Here is a 17714-nt window from a genome sequence, read left to right on the forward strand (position 1 = left end):
GCTTCGCATAGCACACGCGTGGCGGGCTTGCAACATAGCGTAGGTATTCCAACGCATACAATAAGACATCAAACTTATTCCGCTAGACTACATGAAACTTTGGGGGTCAACATCGACCTGTACTCGAATACCTCCAGTAGGCTTGGGGGCGATGGACAACCATTTTCTTAGAAAGCCTTGTAAATCAATAGTCCGGGGTGCAATTGCCAATAATCTGAAGCGATATCGGCCCCTCACCTGAGCCATTGCAGCCTCTGCTGGACCAAGCACCTGAACGCCTTCTGAACCAGGACTATTGATTGCCACAGATTTTGAATATTTTTCTGTCAGCACTCGGTCTGGCCCGGAAATAATGAGAGCTGCAAGCCTTCCAAATGGCGGCAAACCGGCATTCTCACGCGACTCGATTTCCGCCGCGTAAAACTCCTCGGGATTTCCAGAGAGCAAAGCCCTGATTACAGGTTGGTCCGGGTTGTAGGTTTGAAGCAAACCGCGGCCTTTTCCATGGATACGACCTGCACGACCTGTCACTTGAGCCAAGAGCTGGAAGGTGCGTTCTGCTGCCCTAGGATCGCCGTTTGCGAGACCCAAATCAGCATCAACCACCCCAACAAGGGTCATTAAGGGAAAGTTATGCCCTTTTGCGACCAGCTGTGTTCCGATAACGATATCAACTTCGCCAGTTTCGACGAGCTTCATCTCCCGATTGATGCGCTCAGTTCCGCCCGGTAAGTCGGAGGACAAAACGAGCACTTTCGCGTCCGGAAATAACGCTGAGGCATCTTCAGCAATTCGCTCCACGCCAGGACCACATGCGACAAGCGAATCCGGCTTGCTACATTCCGGGCATTTATCCGGTATAGGTTGTGAATAGCCGCAATGGTGACAGCATAATTTGCCTCGAAAGCGATGTTCAACAAGCCAAGCTGAGCAATTCTCACAATGGAACCTATGGCCGCATGTTCTGCACAGGGTGAGTGGGGCATAACCCCTACGATTCAAAAAGAGCAGCACTTGCTTGCCGTCAGAGAGTGTTTGCTGGATCTCGTTGACCATGGCTGGCGCGAGCCATTTGCCTCTCTCCGGGCCATCGCAACGCATATCAATGCCTTTAATTATTGGCATTTCTGCGCCGGTTGCCCGTTCTGGAAGGACAATTCGCTGGTATCTTCCCAGCTTTGCGTTGACCTGACTTTCCACAGATGGTGTTGCGCTTGCCAGCACGACCGGGAATCCGGAGATATGTCCTCGAACAACCGCCATATCCCTTGCATTATAAGGAACGCGGTCATCCTGTTTGTAGGCCGTATCGTGCTCTTCATCCACAACCAGCAAACCGAGCCTGTGAAAAGGAAGGAAAAGTGCGGAGCGCGCGCCCACAACGACCTTCACTTCACCATTTGCGACTCCGCGCCATGTTCGTGCACGCCGTTTTGGGGACACCTGTGAATGCCATTCAGCTGGCCGGACACCAAATCGCTGCTCAAACCGCTCCAAAAACTGGCTGGTGAGCGCGATTTCAGGAATGAGAACGAGCGCTTGCTCGTTGTTTTTGAGAGCTTCCGCAACGGCCTCAAAATACACTTCGGTCTTACCGGAGCCGGTTACACCGTCAATCAGGAAGGCTTTGAAGCCTTTGCCGATCCCCTCGCACAGCTGATTCGCGGCGCCTTGCTGAAGCTCAGTCAGCTTTCGGCCGGGCAGTGTCGGGTCAGGATGTGGCAGTGGAGGCGTCGAAGGCAGCATGACCTCTTCCAACACGCCCTGCTTTTTCAAGCCATCAATGACTGAGGAGGATACGCCTGCAACGCCAGCCAAACCGGGACGCGTCCAAGCCATGCCATTACGTACATGTTCCAGTACGCGTTCGCGGGCAGCCGTCATGCGATCAGGCTCTTTACCCTCTCTATAACGAACACCGGACAGCAGCGCTTCCGGTTCCAACCCCTCTTCTGAACGCAAGACCATGCGCAGCACCATCCCGGGCGCGCCAAGTGTCCATGCAGCAACCCAATCAATGTACTTTCTTAAATCATCGGCAATCGGCGGAGAATCGTAAACATGCAGAATGCTTTTAAGTTTTTTCGGATTAACGGCTGTATCTGGCTCGCCATCCCACACAGCACCAATCACTTCTCGTGAGCCTAAGGGGACACGAACAATCGAGCCGGGTCGGACATTCATGCCAGCCGGCACTTTGTATGAATAAGCACTTGCAACCGCTACAGGAACCAGCACAGGTACAATGACCTCAGGTTCGCTCAATCGGGCGTTTGCGAAAAACTCCTGCTGATGTGTCACGAAACTCCAATCCTTATTGAGCGTTACCGGGTTTTGCTCTTGTTGTTTCCATGCACTCTGGGCTAAACACATACCAGAATTCACCCCCCTAAAGCCTCCCAGTACCCAACGAGAGGCTGTTAGGAAATCAGGAGCCTTTTTGGCATGAAATTCTTCGTTGATACAGCTGACACCAACGAAATTAAAGAGCTGGCTGCAACCGGCCTTCTCGATGGTGTTACAACTAACCCATCCCTTATCATGAAATCTGGCCGTCCAATGAAAGAAGTCATCGCAGAAATCTGCGCGCTTGTGGATGGACCGGTTTCTGCTGAGGTTGTTGCAACCGACACCGCCGGTATGCTGAAAGAAGCTGAAGAGCTGGGCGCGATTGCAGACAACATCTGCATCAAACTGCCATTGACCCTTGAAGGTTTGAAAGCTTGTCGCGTTCTTTCCCAAAAAGGCATCCAGACCAATGTGACCCTTTGCTTCTCTGCAAACCAGGCACTTCTGGCTGCTAAAGCTGGCGCAACTTTCATCTCTCCCTTCATTGGCCGTCTGGATGACATCAATGTTGAAGGTATGGATCTCATCGCTGAAATCCGTCAGATCTACGACAACTATGGCTTCAGCACCGAAATTCTTGCTGCATCCATCCGTAGTGCAAACCACGTTAAAGATTGTGCACTTGTCGGTGCTGACGTTGCAACCATTCCACCAGCGACCCTTAAAGGCCTCGTGAAGCATCCATTGACCGAAAAAGGTCTGGAAGTGTTCATGAAGGACTGGGCTGCGACCGGTCAGAGCATCGTTTAAGCTCTTTTCAAATTCGCATTATGTGACGACATCAAGCGCGGACCTTCGGGTCTGCGCTTTTGTTTTACCTGCCTTTTCTCCCCCCAACCGAACCACAGTGCGCAAGGTTCACACCCATTCATTCAGGCAGACTTATCCGGCACAAACTTGTATCCACCGCGTCAAACAGTGTTGGCAGGGAATTATTAACCCTCTCCCGCCAGTTTCTGATGGTGACCTAGAAAGTATCTTCATGCGCAATCTTCTCTTGCTTCCCATTGCCCTTTTCATTGCTATCTGGGCGTCCGGCGTTTCAGCTCAAACGCCAACAAGTTTCTCGCAAGCCAAACGTCTTTTGGAAAAACACATCTATCCATCACAAGATTCCCGCGAGACGTTTTATTGCGGTTGCACTTACAACAGCAAAAAGCAGGTTGATGCTGAGAGCTGCGGATACACACCGCGCAAGAGTGCAAAACGCGGCAAACGCATTGAATGGGAACACATTGTACCAGCCTCCCGTTTTGGCAAGCCCAGAGCTTGTTGGACTGAGGGAAATGCGGCCTGTGTGACGAAGAAGGGCAAGAGCTACAAGGGCCGCCGGTGCTGCTCGAAAGTTGACCCGGACTATAAGCGCATGCAAGCGGACCTGCACAATCTGGTACCAGCTGTTGGTGAGTTAAACGGCGACCGCTCCAATTTCCGCATGGCAGTGATTGCCGGCGAAGAAAGAACCTACGGCGCTTGCGATTTCGAGATAGACCGCAAAAATAAAGTGGCCGAGCCAATGGTTACGACCCGCGGGGATATCGCCCGGATCTATTTTTACATGCAGTCCACTTACGACATGCCGTTGACTGATAATGAAGTAGAGATGTTTACCGATTGGATGAATGAAGATCCTGTCTCGGAAGAAGAGCAACTTCGTGATGCGCGTATTCTGGAGATACAGGGCAACTCAAATACACTGATCTCTGTCGGCTTCTAAACCCCTGCCCTTCCACCCTCATAAACCTGTACGGACAGAATGAATGCTGTGCGGTAACATTGCATGACAGTGGGAGGGTACAATGGCCGTTGAGACAGACAACTTGAAATTCCTCGTGGGACCGAGAGATGTTCTCGGTTCTGCTGCAGACAATCCCCTGGATGATCTTGAAGATGAGATCATCGCGTTTATTGATGCTGCGGAGGCCACTCTCAACATAGCCATTCAAGAAATTGACAATAAACGCATAACCAACGCAATTATCAACGCAAAGCGGCGCGGCGTGCGGGTGCGCGTGGTATCCGAGGCGGATTACTTAAGTGTGGATGAACCTGCTGATGATCCGCATACAAGTGACCCCCGTGTTGAAAACGAGATCAACCGGCAGCTTCATGCAGCTTTGCTGCGCTCTAAGGTTTGGGTTCGAACCGATTTTAACCCACGGATATTCCACCAGAAATTTATCATTCGCGATGGAACGGCTGTGCTTACAGGCTCCACGAACTTCACAGAAACCGGCACACATCGGAACCTGAACCACCTTCTGATTGTCAAAAACGAGGATGTCGCGAAGATCTTTGAGCGGGAATTTCGTGAGATAAAGAAGGGGAGATTTGGCCGTTACAGCGTTGATGAAGGCGAAACTGAGAATACACCCAAGGAAGTGATTGTTGACGACATCCGGGTGAAGGTTTGTTTTGCCCCAGACCATGCGCCGGAGATGGAAGTCACCAAACAGATGACGAAAGCTAAGGAACGCGTGGACTTCGCCATTTTCACCTTCTCCAAAAGCTCCGGCATTGATGATGCCATGTTGCTGTTGATGGAAGCAGGGCGGAAGGTGCGCGGAGCACTAGACGCGCGGCAAGGTGGACAGGATTGGGCGGCGACACGTCCGCTTGCTGATGCGGGTGCGGATCTCCATTTCGTGCGCGGGTCGAGCAAAATAGGCAAGCTGCATCATAAGCTTATGGTGATTGACGATAGTGTCATGATTGTCGGAAGCTTCAACTACACGGGACCTGCAAACCGATTTAACGATGAGAATATCGTGGTTCTGGGAGATTCCACAGTGCCAACAGAGAACCAAAAGCGGTTTGCGCTGGCGGCCCGGCAGGAGATTGACCGGATCATCAATGACCATGGTGAGCAGATCCGGGTTACGTAAATCCAGAATTGCGCTACGCAAATACGTGAATGGTTATTATTTGGTAACCATTCCGCTAGGATTCACCCCTACACTTTCCGCATGGCAAATTCCTTAGATAGCGGCGAAAACCTGCTGATCATCTGCAAACCAGATATCTCAGCAGCGATTGAAGACTGGATTGATCATCTCGGTTCCGAACGGCGATTGGCCGAACGAACACTGGAAGCCTATGAACGCGACATCCGCCAGTTCCTCAAATTCATGACGAGTTATGAAGGGGAACCGGTTGCCATAAAACACCTTGAGTCCTTGAAACCAAACGACTTTCGCGGTTTCCTCGCAACCCGGCGACGGGATGGAGCACAGACACGAACACTGGCGCGCGGACTGGCTGGCATCCGCTCCTTCCTCTCATTTCTAGAGGAGCGCGGCGAGGTAAATGCTGCTGGAGCAAGTGCTGTGCGTACTCCGCGTATTCCACGTAGCTTGCCAAAGCCTATTCCAGTTGAGGAAGCCAAGGCGATCGTCAGCAGTGACCTTTCCTTTGAGGACACGCCTTGGGTGGAAACCCGCAATGCAGCTGTGTTTACAATACTTTACGGGTGTGGATTACGTATTTCTGAGGCACTTTCACTTACTCCGGCATCCGCACCTAAAGGTGGCGATAAGTCCATTCGCATTCGTGGAAAGGGCAACAAAGAGCGGATCGTTCCGGTTCTGCCTATCGTCGTCGAGGCCATCGACGCCTACAAAGAGCAATGTCCCTTTGACCTTTCGGCAAACTCCTCATTATTCCGGGGGGTTAGAGGTGGTCCGTTGAATGCACGGATGATTCAGCTGGCCATGCAGAAGATCCGCGGCGCTCTTGGTTTGCCGGATACAGCAACACCTCATGCTCTGCGCCATTCCTTTGCGACGCATCTGCTTTCTGAGGGCGGAGATTTGCGAAGCATTCAGGAACTGCTGGGCCACGCTAGCCTTTCAACCACGCAAATCTATACGGAAGTGAACAGCGCTCGCCTGCTGGACGCCTACGACAAAGCACATCCTCGTCGTTGATAGTGTAGCTCACGCACGATCACCTGCTTGATCTCATGAGGGAGATCCCCTAGGGTTTGAGACGTGAAACGGGGTGCCTACAGCAGCTATGCTGGGGCTGAGATTATACTCGATGAACCTGATCTGGATAATGCCAGCGAAGGGAGCACTCACAATATGTTCTGGTTCGGTAATCCTAAAGCCGCACAAAGCCTTGGAACAATTGCTCTCTTTCGCCTAACAAGACCGAGGAAAATATGGGTCCTGTCGAAAGCGCTTGCGCAACTCTTTCTGCTATTCGTGAAAACAGTCCACTCGTTCACAATATGACGAATATTGTAGTCGCGAACACCACGGCCAATGCCCTACTTGCACTGGGCGCTTCCCCTGCCATGGTTGATGGACCTGAAGAAGCACCAGAGCTAGCGAGCGTGGCAGGCGCGCTTGTGGTGAATGTGGGAACTGTCACCCCTGCTCAAGCAGAAGCTATGAAGTTGGCAACAGCCGCCGCGCACAAAGCTGGCCGACCTTGGGTGCTGGATCCTGTAGCCGTTGGTGCCCTCACCTTCCGTACAAAACTGGCTATTGAGCTGCTTGAGAACAAGCCTAGTGTTATTCGCGGGAATGCTTCTGAAATCATGGCGTTAGCAGGACAAGGCAGTGGAGGCAAAGGCGTTGATAGCACCGATAGTTCCGATGCGGCACTTGCCAGCGCGAAGAGTTTAGCAAAACACACTGGTGCTGTTGTGGTTGTTTCCGGCCCTATTGATTTCATCACGGATGGCAAGCGGACTGCGCAGGTTGAAAACGGCGATGCCATGATGCCTTATGTCACCGGACTTGGTTGCACGGCTACGGCGCTCACAGGCGCGACTTTAGCAGTTTGCGACGACCCCTTTGATGCAGCTATTCACGCAATGGTTTACCTCGGTGTTGTTGGGGAAATTGCGGCGAAGGAAACGGCTGGTCCCGCAAGCTTGCAACTAGACATCATTAACGGCCTTTACCAATTGAACAACGACATTATTGAAACGACAGCGCGAGTGAAAATGCATGAAGCCGTTGCTTGATCTTTCAGTCTATCTGGTTCTGGGGCCACAAGACTGTCCCGGACAAGACCCCGTTGATGTGGCTGTTGCTTCTGCCAAAAGCGGGGCCACTGTTGTGCAGCTGCGCGATAAGACCGGCACCACGCGTGATCAAATCCAGCTGGCAGAACGGCTGATGGCGGCCCTGAAGCCGCTGAATGTGCCGCTGATCATCAATGATCGTGTTGACGTCGCTCTCGCAGTTGATGCGGATGGTGTACATGTTGGGCAAGACGACATGGATGCAACCAAGGTACGCGAGTTGATAGGCCCGGACAAGTTCCTCGGTTTATCTGTAAGCACTCAGGGTCAGTTAGATTCAGCAAACATTGAAGCCTGTGATTACCTTGGCATTGGCGCTTGCTACCCAACAAACAGCAAGGACGATGCTGCGGATGTTGGAATGCAGAACTTTTGCCACCTATCTGAACAAGCCAAACTCCCTGTTGTGGGCATTGGGGGAATCTCCCTTGCCAATGCAGGTGAAGTTATCGCGAGTGGCTCAGATGGTGTGGCAGTGATTTCAGCAATTTGTGGGGCTTCAGATGTTTCTGAGGCAACGAAAGAACTTAGATCTATCATTGCTTCAGCAAAAGACCTTAGGTGATAGGAAAAAACACGCATTTACTCCTCGCTGAGCCTATCTACATTGATATATGAGAGGACTAGGCGGGGAGCTTTTAGTCATGACACTGAGACAGATAACACTAGCTTGCATGTTACTTGGCGGTTTTGTGCCTTATGCTTCAGTAGCCGAAGCTCAGCAAGCCTGCGAAATTCGAAAATCGGAAATGCTTGAGCTGGGTAATTGGGAGAACCCCAAAGCCGCTCTCAATGAACTGACTTCAGTTGAAGTCGAAGGCTACTGCATTGACGATAAACTTGCAGTGAGAGCCCGAGTTTACACAAGTTGCTCTCCACGAGATTGCAAATGGGGTTGGGCCCCCGGACAATTGAGTTTCAGTGGTGTTTTGACGTTCAGATTTGGCGGTTTTTTCAAAGCACAACATGTTGAACTTCGACCTATGGGGCAGAGAATTCAAGCTTACGTTCGCACTGAAAGCCATGACCCGACAATCCAAACAAAGACACGCAGCTATATTTTAGTGCAGAGTGAATGATATTGTAACCACCGTCTAGTCAGGAAGAGTATTTTCTATTTATGCATGCGTAAATAGAAAATGCCAAACGGTAAGAAAATGCGATTTCGTTATTTTGCAGTAAATCTGGTAGATCACATTGAAAGACGTAATAATATTCTTTCTCAGTGTGAAAAATGGGCTATCCCAATCGAGGTGTTTGAAGCTGTTACTCCTCAAACACTTGATCGCTGCGATTACCAATACGATCCGGACCGTACAATTTCACAAATTGGACGAGGTTTATCCAAATCGGAAATTGCATGCGGAATGAGCCACATCTCACTTTGGCAACGACTCCTTGATGATAACAACTCTGATGCATATGTAATTTTTGAAGATGATATCAGCATCAAAAGCGACATCCCAAAACTGCTTGAGTCTATAGATTTTACCGAAATTGATATGCTCAGGCTTTATGGAGGTCGTGTTGGGAAGAGTATGACGGTACAAACGCTAAATGACCGGCTTTCGATTGTAAAATGTGCACAGGGCCTCACCGGAACTGTCGCATACGTAATCACCAAACGAGCCACAAATAAACTGATCCCCTACTGCAATACCTTTCAAGCGCCTATTGATACGATGTATGACAGATCTTACGATCATGGTGTTCCTATTTACGCAGCTCTCCCCTTTCCCGTTGCTATCGCACAATCCTCAACGCAGACCAACATTTTCAGTTCAACAATTTCTGCAAATATTTCTGAAAAAAAGAGGGAAGTAGAGCCTAGCGTACGACAGCTTATTACTCGCCTGCTTTACAGAACCAAATGGAGCCTGCAAAAGCGATACGCTGAATATAAACTTTTCAGAAACTGAAAAAAGCCGCTTCAGTTTCCTGACGCGGCTTTCTCGTTATACGGAATTTCCAGATTACATATGAATCGGCTTAGAAAATGTTGCCATAGCAGCTTCTTTTACTGCTTCGGACATTGTTGGGTGCGCATGACATGTACGACCCAGATCCTCGGAGGATCCGCCAAATTCCATCAGAACACATGCTTCGTGGATCATCTCCCCAGCGCCGTGGCCGACAATATGAACTCCGAGAACGCGATCTGTGTCCGCATCAGCCAGAACTTTTACGAAACCATCCGTGTGAAGCGTCGCCTTGGCGCGGCCATTCGCTGAGAATGGGAACTTGCCAGACTTGTACTTAACACCAGCAGCTTTCAGTTCTTCTTCAGTTTTGCCAACGCTTGCAACTTCAGGGGATGTGTAAACAACACCTGGGATGACATCGTAGTTGACGTGTCCAGCCTGCCCAGAAAGCATCTCAGCAAGGGCAACGCCTTCATCTTCAGCTTTATGCGCGAGCATAGGACCCACAATCACATCACCAATTGCGTAGACACCGTCTACGTTGGTTTTATAATGCCCATCCGTTTTCACACGGCCACGTTCGTCCAGCTCAACACCCGCTTCAGCAAGACCAAGGCCCTCTGTGTATGGGCGGCGACCAATGGCGACGAGAACAACATCTGCTTCCAGCGTAACAGCAGCAGCTTCACCTGCAGCTGGCTCAACAGTGACTTCAAGTGCACGGCCTTTTTTCTGAACGCCGGTTACTTTGGAAGACAGCTTGAAGGTCAGGCCCTGCTTCTTAAGCATACGCTGGAACTGCTTGGAAACGTCAGCATCCATTGGGCCAAGGATCTTGTCCATGAACTCAACAAAGGTAACCTGAGTACCTAAACGGGCGTAAACTGACCCCAGCTCAAGACCAATCACGCCTGCGCCGACAACAACCATGCGGTTTGGAACTTTTTCCAGCTCAAGCGCACCAGTTGAAGAGACAATTGTTTTTTCGTCGAGTTCTATGCCCGGTAGAGGCATGACATCAGAACCAGTTGCGATAACGATGTTTTTGGTCTCGACGATAGAAGTGGACCCATCTTCGGCCTTAACTTCAACCTTGCCAGCACCAAGAACGCGACCTGTTCCCATATGGGCGTCGATCTTGTTCTTTTTGAAGAGGTAATCGATGCCAGTTACATTGCCGTCGATCACTTTGTCTTTGTGCGCCAGCATTACCTTCCAGTCCACTTTTGGCTTGGAAGTTTTAATGCCGAGGGTTTCAAAGTTGTGATTTGCTTCCTCAAACATTTCTGAGGCGTGTAGCAAGGCTTTGGATGGGATACAGCCGATATTCAGGCAGGTGCCACCATGCGTCTTGCGCTTTTCAACAACAGCAACTTTCATGCCGAGTTGAGCCGCTTTGATCGCACAAACATAACCGCCAGGGCCTGTTCCAATAACAACGAGATCGTAGGACATTTGCAAATCCCTATTTGTAGAAGGGAGAAGGCTGCAACAACCGATTTGTGCGCCAATCTCCACCTAAAGCAAATGTGCCCGGACTGTGCCGGGCACGTTTATATTAAAGGTCCAAAATCAGACGTTGAGGATCTTCAAGGCTCTCTTTAACGCGAACAAGGAACGTCACCGCTTCCTTGCCGTCCACGATACGGTGATCGTAGGACAGGGCCAGATACATCATCGGACGGATTTCCACCTGACCGTTGATTGCAACTGGGCGCTCCTGAATTTTGTGCATGCCGAGGATACCGGACTGCGGTGCATTCAGGATTGGAGAAGACATCAGGGAACCGTAAACACCGCCATTAGAAACGGTAAATGTGCCACCCTGCATATCCGCCATGGAAAGTTTGCCGTCCCGACCCTTACGACCGAGATTGCCGATTTCTTTTTCGATCTCAGCAATAGACATCTGGTCTGCATCGCGAACCACAGGAACCACGAGACCCTTCGGTGTGCCAACAGCAACGCCGATGTGTGCGTAGTTTTTGTAGATAATGTCAGTGCCGTCAATCTCAGCGTTTAAAGTTGGAATTTCTTTAAGAGCATGGGTGATTGCTTTGGTGAAGAAGCCCATGAAGCCAAGCTTTACGCCGTGCTTCTTCTCAAAAATATCCTTGTACTGCTTGCGCAGGTCCATGATCGGCTTCATGTCCACTTCGTTGTAAGTGGTCAGCATAGCCGCTGCGTTCTGTGCATCTTTCAGGCGGCGCGCGATAGTCTGGCGCAGCCTGGTCATGCGAACACGCTCTTCGCGAACTTCGTCAGTTGGAGCCGATACTGCACGAACAGCGACCGGTGCAGCTGCAGGAGCTGGAGTAGCATTCGCGCCCGCAGCAAGTGCTGCAAGAACGTCGCCCTTCAGAACCTGACCGCGTTTGCCGAAGCCGGCAACCTGACCAGCAGACAAGCCTTTCTCAGCCATCATCTTTGCTGCAGACGGAGCTGCTGGCATGTTTGTGCTGGAAACGGCTGGCGCTGGAGCTGCCACTGCAGGCGCAGAAGCTGCAACAGCAGCGCCTTCACCCTTGGCGATTTTACAGAGCAAGTTGCCCGGTTCTACAGTCGCGCCAGTTGCCTGTGCAATTTCAACGACAGTACCGGATACAGGGCTTGGAACTTCCTGCGCAGCTTTATCTGTTTCCAGCTCAACGAGGATTTGGTCAGCTTTAACCGTATCGCCAACTTTAACAGACCATTCGCCAACTTCAGCTTCGGTCACGCTTTCACCAGCTTGCGGAACCAACACTTCAACAGTTTCAACGGCAGCTGCAGGAGCTGCCTTTGCTGTTGGTGCGGCTTTTGCAGCAGGAGCGGATACAGCACCAGCGGCACCTTCCAAGATTGAGCCCAAGAGAGCCCCAACTTCGACAGTTTCGCCTTCTTTAACATCAATGCTGTCCAGTCTGCCGGATACAGACGCAGGCACTTCAACTGTTACCTTATCTGTTTCAAGCTCAACCAGTGGCTCGTCTACATTCACCGCATCGCCCGGCTTCTTAAACCATTGAGCGATTGTTGCTTCGGTTACGGATTCACCCAGTACGGGCACTCGAATTTCCGTCGCCATGTCTCTATCTCTTTTCGTTTCAGGGCCCCTAAAAGGCCTGTCGGACTTCACCTGATTACGATGTATTTACTCGGCGAATGCATCGTCAAGAAATGCTTGTAACTGTGCCAAATGCTTTGACATCAAGCCAGTTGCAGTTGCTGCGGAAGGTGGACGGCCAACGTAACGTGGGCGATGCACTTTTGCATTCACATGCTCCAGAACCCATTCAATGTATTGTTGAATGAAGAACCAGGAGCCCATGTTCTTAGGCTCTTCCTGACACCAGACGACATCTGCATTTTTGAAGCGGCCCATTTCGACGCAAAGTGATTTGGTCGGGAATGGATACAACTGCTCTACACGCAGGATGTAAACATCATTGATGTTTCGTTTTTCACGCTCTTCCAGCAAGTCGTAGTAGACTTTACCGGTACACAGAACAACGCGGCGGATGTCTTCGTCCTTTTTAAGCTCAACAGTCGAACCTGGATTGGTCTGAGCGTCATCATGCAAAAGGCGGTGGAAGCTTTCTTCTGCACTAAAGTCTTCCAGTTTGGACACTGCACGCTTATGGCGCAGCAAAGACTTAGGTGTCATCAGAATGAGTGGCTTACGAATGTCACGTTTCAACTGACGGCGAAGAATATGGTAGTAGTTCGCTGGTGTCGTACAGTTCGCAACCTGCATGTTATCTTCTGCGCACATCTGCAAGAAGCGTTCAAGGCGAGCAGAAGAGTGTTCAGGGCCCTGACCTTCATAGCCATGTGGCAACAGACAAACCAAGCCGGACATGCGAAGCCATTTGCGCTCACCTGAGGAGATGAACTGGTCAAACAACACCTGTGCGCCGTTAGCGAAATCACCAAACTGTGCTTCCCAAACTGTCAACGCGTTTGGTTCTGTCAGCGAGTAACCGTATTCAAAGCCCAACACCGCTTCTTCTGAAAGCATGGAGTTGATGACTTCGTAACGGCCCTGCTTTTCACCAACGTGATTCAGTGGGATGTAGCGTGCTTCGTCTTCCTGATCGTACAGAACAGAATGACGCTGGGAGAACGTACCACGTTCACAATCCTGACCGGACAATCGAATGGCACGACCTTCTTTCAGAAGTGCGCCAAATGCCATGGCCTCACCCATTGCCCAATCGATACCTTCGCCGGTTTCGATCATTTTGGCACGGTTGTTCATGAAGCGTCGGATTGTACGGTGTGCGTTGAAGTCATCCGGCACATTGGTCAACCTTTGACCAAGTTCCTTCAGCTCATCCATAGGAAGACCAGTGGAACCACGGCGTGGCTCGTCGGTTTCCTTGGCGATCTTCATTTTAGCCCAACGACCATCAAGCCAATCAGCTTTGTTTGGCTTGTAAGTCTGGCCGGTCTCGAATTCGCGATCCAGATGCGCGCGCCAATCAGCTTTCGCCTTATCGACGTCCTCAACAGTCATCAAACCTTCTTTGACCAGCTTGTCAGCATAGATCTGAAGGGTTGTCGCATGTTTGCGGATCTTGCGGTACATGATCGGCTGCGTAAAGGCAGGCTCATCACCTTCGTTATGGCCAAAGCGGCGGTAACAGATGATGTCGATAACGACCGGACGTCCGAACTTCTGGCGGTATTCCGTTGCAATCTTAGCCGCGAAAGTAACAGCTTCCGGGTCATCACCATTGGCATGGAAGATCGGAGCTTCAATAACTTTAGCAGCATCAGATGGATACGGTGAAGACCGTGAGAAACGCGGGTTGGTTGTAAAGCCAATCTGGTTGTTGATGATCACATGGATCGAACCACCAGTGCGGTGACCGCGCAGAGCGGACAGACCGAAACATTCAGCAACAACACCCTGCCCCGCAAACGCAGCATCGCCATGGAGAAGCAGTGGCAGAACGTTGTCACGCTCTACTTCTGTTGTTTCTTTCCAAGCAGCGAACTGATCTTGCTTTGCGCGCGCCTTACCCAGAACAACCGGGTTTACGATCTCAAGGTGAGATGGGTTTGCAGTCAAAGACAGGTGAACGTTGTTGTTATCGAATGAACGATCAGAAGAAGCCCCAAGATGGTACTTCACATCACCCGAACCTTCTACATCATCAGGAGCGTAAGACCCGCCCTTGAATTCGTGGAAGATTGCACGGTGTGGTTTACCCATCACCTGAGACAGAACGTTCAGACGGCCACGGTGTGCCATGCCCAGAACGATGTCTTTAACGCCAAGAGCACCACCACGCTTAATGATCTGCTCAAGCGCCGGAATAAGGGCTTCACCACCATCAAGGCCGAAGCGCTTGGTGCCGGTGTACTTAACATCGAGGAACTTCTCAAAACCTTCGGCTTCGACAAGCTTGTTAAGGATGGCTTTTTTACCTTCTGGCGTAAAGGCAACCTGTTTGTCGGGACCTTCGATGCGTTCCTGAAGCCAAGACTTTGCAGCCGGGTCAGAGATATGCATAAATTCCACGCCAAGCGTAGAACAGTAGGTTCGCTTCAGAATTTCCAACATCTCGCGGATGTTGGCGAATTCCATGCCCAACACGTTGTCCAGGAAGATCTTCCGATCCCAGTCCTGCTCGGAGAAGCCATAGGTCGCGGGATGCAACTCTTCGTGGTCACCAGGAACGGCAAGGCGGAGCGGGTCAAGATCAGCGTGCAAATGGCCGCGCATACGGTACGCACGGATCATCATGATCGCGCGAACACTATCGCGGGTCGCTTGCATCACCTGATCTTCGGTCAGCTCAACACCATTTTTCAAGGCATTGGATTTAACTTTTTTGCTGACAACTTGCTCTAATGGCCAATCACCATCGAGTGCAGAAACAAGCTCACCACCTTCGGGAATAGGCCAGTCTGATCGTTTCCAGGATGCTCCACGAGCTTCCTTAATCACATCCTCTGGATTGTCTTGAAGTGATGAAAAGAATTCCCTCCACTCTTGGTCGAGTGAATTGGGATTTTCCTGATATTGAGCATACAGCTCTTCAATATAAGGAGCGTTGGCGCCGTATAGGAACGACGTCAGCGCGAATACTTTGTTCACGTCCTGCTGAGCCATCGTTTTTAAGCGGACTTTTGGTCCGCCCTACTTTCTTTGGGCGGGTGTCAAACACCACGTACCCCTGGGTCCCGCGACTGACAACAAGTCTGGGGACTTACTGCCTCCTAAAGACTGTCGATGAAACCGGTTCACCGACAGTCAAACTAATATGCCCCTAAATAGTGTATGGGGCGTTATCTTATGCGCCTTGCTTTAACTCTTCGAGAAGAGCAACAAGGGTTTTGCCAAGCTTAGCAGGAGATGGAGAAACGCGGATACCCGCAGCTTCCATAGCCAAAATCTTGTCTTCAGCTCCACCTTTACCACCAGAGATCACAGCACCTGCGTGACCCATGGTACGGCCTGGAGGCGCTGTACGTCCCGCAATGAAGCCAACCATTGGCTTTTTGCGGCCCTTAGCAGCCTGCTCCTGCAGCCATTCAGCAGCTTCTTCTTCAGCTGAACCACCGATTTCACCAATCATGATGATAGTTTCGGTTTCATCATCATCCAGGAACATGTCCAGCATATCGATGAATTCGGTGCCTTTTACAGGATCACCACCGATACCAACCGCAGTGGACTGGCCGAGGCCTTCCTGCGTGGTCTGGAAGACGGCTTCATAAGTAAGTGTACCTGAACGGGAAACAATACCTACGGAGCCCTTCTGGAAGATGGAGCCTGGCATGATGCCGATCTTGCACTGTTCAGGTGTCAGAACACCTGGGCAGTTTGGACCGAGAAGACGGCTGTCGGATGCATCGAGGCGAGCTTTAACCTTCACCATGTCTGCAACCGGGATACCCTCGGTGATACAAACGATGAGTGGAATGCCAGCTTCAATCGCTTCGATGATCGCTGCGCCCGCACCTGCCGGTGGGACGTAAACAACAGAAGCGTTTGCACCAGTTGCCGCTTTCGCTTCTTTTACAGATGCGAAGATTGGCAATTCAGCTGCGGATTCCATACCGGAAGACCAGGTCTCGCCACCCTTTTTAGGGTGAACACCAGCAACCATCTGTGTGCCGAAGTAAGCAAGAGCTTGTTCTGTGTGGAATGTACCGGTTTTACCAGTCAGACCCTGAACAATAACTTTGGTGTCTTTATCGACGAGGATAGACATTATCCAGCCTCCTTCACAGCAGCCACAATTTTTTGAGCTGCATCGTCGAGATCGTCAGCAGAAATTACGTTCATGCCGCTTTCTGTGATGATCTTTTTGCCAAGCTCAACGTTGGTGCCTTCTAGGCGAACAACGAGTGGAACCTGAAGACCAACTTCTTTCACAGCAGCCAGAACGCCTTCTGCGATCACATCACAGCGCATGATGCCGCCGAAGATGTTAACCAGAATGCCCTGTACGTTTGGATCGGACGTGATGATCTTAAACGCAGAGGTCACTTTTTCTTTGGTCGCGCCGCCGCCAACATCGAGGAAGTTTGCAGGCTCAGCACCGTACAGCTTGATGATGTCCATTGTGGCCATCGCAAGACCAGCGCCGTTCACCATGCAGCCGATGTTACCGTCAAGAGCAACGTAAGCGAGGTCGTGCTTGGAAGCTTCGATCTCTTTTTCGTCTTCTTCGGTTTTATCGCGCAGAGCAACAATGTCTTCATGGCGGAACAGTGCATTGCCGTCGAAGGATACTTTCGCATCCAGAACGCGCACACGACCATTTTCCATGACGATCAACGGGTTGATTTCGAGAAGCGCCATATCCTTTTCTACAAAAGCTTTGTAGAGGATCGGGAACAGCTTCATGCCATCTTCGCGTGCTGCGCCTTCAAGCTTCAACGTCTCGCAAAGAGTAGATGCTTTCTCGTCGGTCACGCCCTGAAGCGGATCGATTGGCACAGTAAGGATGAGATCAGGCATGTTGTGCGCAACGTCCTCAATATCCATGCCGCCTTCGGTGGATGCTACGAAAGCAACCTGACCACAGGTGCGGTCAACGAGCAGGGAGAGGTACAGTTCGCGGTCGATGTCAGCGCCATCTTCAATGTAAAGGCGGTTTACGACCTTACCAGCATCACTAGTCTGCGCAGTCACCAATGTGTTGCCGAGCATGTCAGCAGCATGGGACTTTACTTCATCCAAGCTGAATGCGAGGCGAACTCCGCCTTTGGCTTCGGGACCAAGTTCTTTGAACTTGCCTTTACCGCGGCCACCAGCGTGGATTTGAGACTTCACAACCCACAACGGGCCTGGAAGGCTTTTTGCAGCAGCTTCAGCTTCATCAGCGGAGAAAATCGCAACACCTTCAGAAACCGGTGCGCCATATTCTTTCAGGACCTGTTTGGCCTGGTATTCGTGTATGTTCATC

Annotated in this window: 14 protein-coding genes and 1 riboswitch; of the genes, 8 read left to right on the forward strand and 6 right to left on the reverse strand. The window is 50.9% G+C overall.

Features of this window, described 5'->3' with window-relative positions; translation table 11 throughout:
• Nucleotides 1–87: 87 nt before the first annotated feature.
• Nucleotides 88–2301, reverse strand: coding sequence for a primosomal protein N' (locus tag BLS62_RS17985; RefSeq protein ID WP_200798603.1), 2214 nt, complete (start codon nt 2299–2301; stop codon nt 88–90).
• 144 nt (nt 2302–2445) lie between these two features.
• Between BLS62_RS17985 and fsa the strand changes: the two genes are divergently transcribed.
• The 8 genes from fsa (at nt 2446) to BLS62_RS18025 (ending at nt 9303) form a co-directional block, all read left to right on the forward strand.
• Complete coding sequence (fsa, locus tag BLS62_RS17990; RefSeq protein WP_093183501.1) at nt 2446–3099, forward strand: fructose-6-phosphate aldolase; 654 nt, start codon at nt 2446–2448, stop codon at nt 3097–3099.
• A 232-nt stretch (nt 3100–3331) separates the two neighbouring features.
• Nucleotides 3332–4066, forward strand: a complete 735-nt coding sequence (locus BLS62_RS17995) for an endonuclease (RefSeq protein ID WP_093183503.1) — start codon at nt 3332–3334, stop codon at nt 4064–4066.
• A gap of 82 nt (nt 4067–4148) precedes the next feature.
• Nucleotides 4149–5234, forward strand: coding sequence for a phospholipase D-like domain-containing protein (locus BLS62_RS18000; RefSeq protein WP_093183505.1), 1086 nt, complete (start codon nt 4149–4151; stop codon nt 5232–5234).
• Nucleotides 5235–5315: 81 nt separating this feature from the next.
• Nucleotides 5316–6275: a tyrosine recombinase XerC gene (locus BLS62_RS18005; RefSeq protein WP_093183507.1), complete on the forward strand. Its 960-nt coding sequence runs from the start codon at nt 5316–5318 to the stop codon at nt 6273–6275.
• A gap of 59 nt (nt 6276–6334) precedes the next feature.
• Nucleotides 6335–6439: riboswitch (TPP riboswitch) on the forward strand.
• A 72-nt stretch (nt 6440–6511) separates the two neighbouring features.
• Nucleotides 6512–7324, forward strand: a complete 813-nt coding sequence (gene thiM, locus BLS62_RS18010; RefSeq protein ID WP_093183509.1) for a hydroxyethylthiazole kinase — start codon at nt 6512–6514, stop codon at nt 7322–7324.
• Entirely contained in the window at nt 7308–7949 is a 642-nt protein-coding gene (gene thiE / locus BLS62_RS18015) for a thiamine phosphate synthase (protein ID WP_093183511.1), read from the forward strand. The genes thiM and thiE overlap by 17 nt, the downstream gene beginning before the upstream one ends.
• A gap of 79 nt (nt 7950–8028) precedes the next feature.
• Nucleotides 8029–8463, forward strand: coding sequence for a hypothetical protein (locus BLS62_RS18020; protein ID WP_208990940.1), 435 nt, complete (start codon nt 8029–8031; stop codon nt 8461–8463).
• A 60-nt stretch (nt 8464–8523) separates the two neighbouring features.
• The gene (locus tag BLS62_RS18025) at nt 8524–9303 is read left to right on the forward strand and encodes a glycosyltransferase family 25 protein (RefSeq protein ID WP_093183515.1); all 780 of its coding nucleotides are present in this window, start codon (nt 8524–8526) and stop codon (nt 9301–9303) included.
• 54 nt (nt 9304–9357) lie between these two features.
• Here BLS62_RS18025 and lpdA read toward each other — a convergent pair whose 3' ends face one another.
• The 5 genes from lpdA to sucC form a co-directional block, all read right to left on the reverse strand.
• Complete coding sequence (gene lpdA, locus BLS62_RS18030; protein WP_093183517.1) at nt 9358–10761, reverse strand: dihydrolipoyl dehydrogenase; 1404 nt, start codon at nt 10759–10761, stop codon at nt 9358–9360.
• Nucleotides 10762–10864: 103 nt separating this feature from the next.
• Nucleotides 10865–12373, reverse strand: coding sequence for a 2-oxoglutarate dehydrogenase complex dihydrolipoyllysine-residue succinyltransferase (gene odhB, locus BLS62_RS18035; protein WP_093183519.1), 1509 nt, complete (start codon nt 12371–12373; stop codon nt 10865–10867).
• Nucleotides 12374–12439: 66 nt separating this feature from the next.
• Nucleotides 12440–15409 carry a 2-oxoglutarate dehydrogenase E1 component gene (locus BLS62_RS18040; RefSeq protein ID WP_093183521.1) on the reverse strand — a complete coding sequence of 990 codons (2970 nt, stop codon included), beginning with the start codon at nt 15407–15409 and terminating at the stop codon, nt 12440–12442.
• Nucleotides 15410–15590: 181 nt separating this feature from the next.
• Complete coding sequence (sucD, locus tag BLS62_RS18045) at nt 15591–16514, reverse strand: succinate--CoA ligase subunit alpha (RefSeq protein WP_093183523.1); 924 nt, start codon at nt 16512–16514, stop codon at nt 15591–15593.
• Nucleotides 16514–17713, reverse strand: a complete 1200-nt coding sequence (sucC, locus tag BLS62_RS18050) for an ADP-forming succinate--CoA ligase subunit beta (RefSeq protein ID WP_093183525.1) — start codon at nt 17711–17713, stop codon at nt 16514–16516. Before sucC ends, sucD begins: the two co-directional genes overlap by 1 nt.
• Between the last annotated feature and the right edge of the window lies 1 nt (nt 17714).

The organism is Pseudovibrio sp. Tun.PSC04-5.I4, assembly GCF_900104145.1.
In the GTDB taxonomy this organism is placed as follows: domain Bacteria; phylum Pseudomonadota; class Alphaproteobacteria; order Rhizobiales; family Stappiaceae; genus Pseudovibrio.

Excerpts from the sequence above, each read along its gene's own strand:
- odhB (WP_093183519.1), bottom strand. The coding sequence starts at position 12,373 with ATGGCGACGGAAATTCGAGTGCCCGTACTGGGTGAATCCGTAACCGAA.
- thiE (WP_093183511.1), top strand. The coding sequence starts at position 7,308 with ATGAAGCCGTTGCTTGATCTTTCAGTCTATCTGGTTCTGGGGCCACAA.
- BLS62_RS17995 (WP_093183503.1), top strand. The coding sequence starts at position 3,332 with ATGCGCAATCTTCTCTTGCTTCCCATTGCCCTTTTCATTGCTATCTGG.
- BLS62_RS18040 (WP_093183521.1), bottom strand. The coding sequence starts at position 15,409 with ATGGCTCAGCAGGACGTGAACAAAGTATTCGCGCTGACGTCGTTCCTA.
- BLS62_RS18000 (WP_093183505.1), top strand. The coding sequence starts at position 4,149 with ATGGCCGTTGAGACAGACAACTTGAAATTCCTCGTGGGACCGAGAGAT.
- fsa (WP_093183501.1), top strand. The coding sequence starts at position 2,446 with ATGAAATTCTTCGTTGATACAGCTGACACCAACGAAATTAAAGAGCTG.
- sucD (WP_093183523.1), bottom strand. The coding sequence starts at position 16,514 with ATGTCTATCCTCGTCGATAAAGACACCAAAGTTATTGTTCAGGGTCTG.
- BLS62_RS18025 (WP_093183515.1), top strand. The coding sequence starts at position 8,524 with ATGCCAAACGGTAAGAAAATGCGATTTCGTTATTTTGCAGTAAATCTG.
- thiM (WP_093183509.1), top strand. The coding sequence starts at position 6,512 with ATGGGTCCTGTCGAAAGCGCTTGCGCAACTCTTTCTGCTATTCGTGAA.
- BLS62_RS18020 (WP_208990940.1), top strand. The coding sequence starts at position 8,029 with ATGACACTGAGACAGATAACACTAGCTTGCATGTTACTTGGCGGTTTT.
- sucC (WP_093183525.1), bottom strand. The coding sequence starts at position 17,713 with ATGAACATACACGAATACCAGGCCAAACAGGTCCTGAAAGAATATGGC.
- lpdA (WP_093183517.1), bottom strand. The coding sequence starts at position 10,761 with ATGTCCTACGATCTCGTTGTTATTGGAACAGGCCCTGGCGGTTATGTT.
- BLS62_RS18005 (WP_093183507.1), top strand. The coding sequence starts at position 5,316 with ATGGCAAATTCCTTAGATAGCGGCGAAAACCTGCTGATCATCTGCAAA.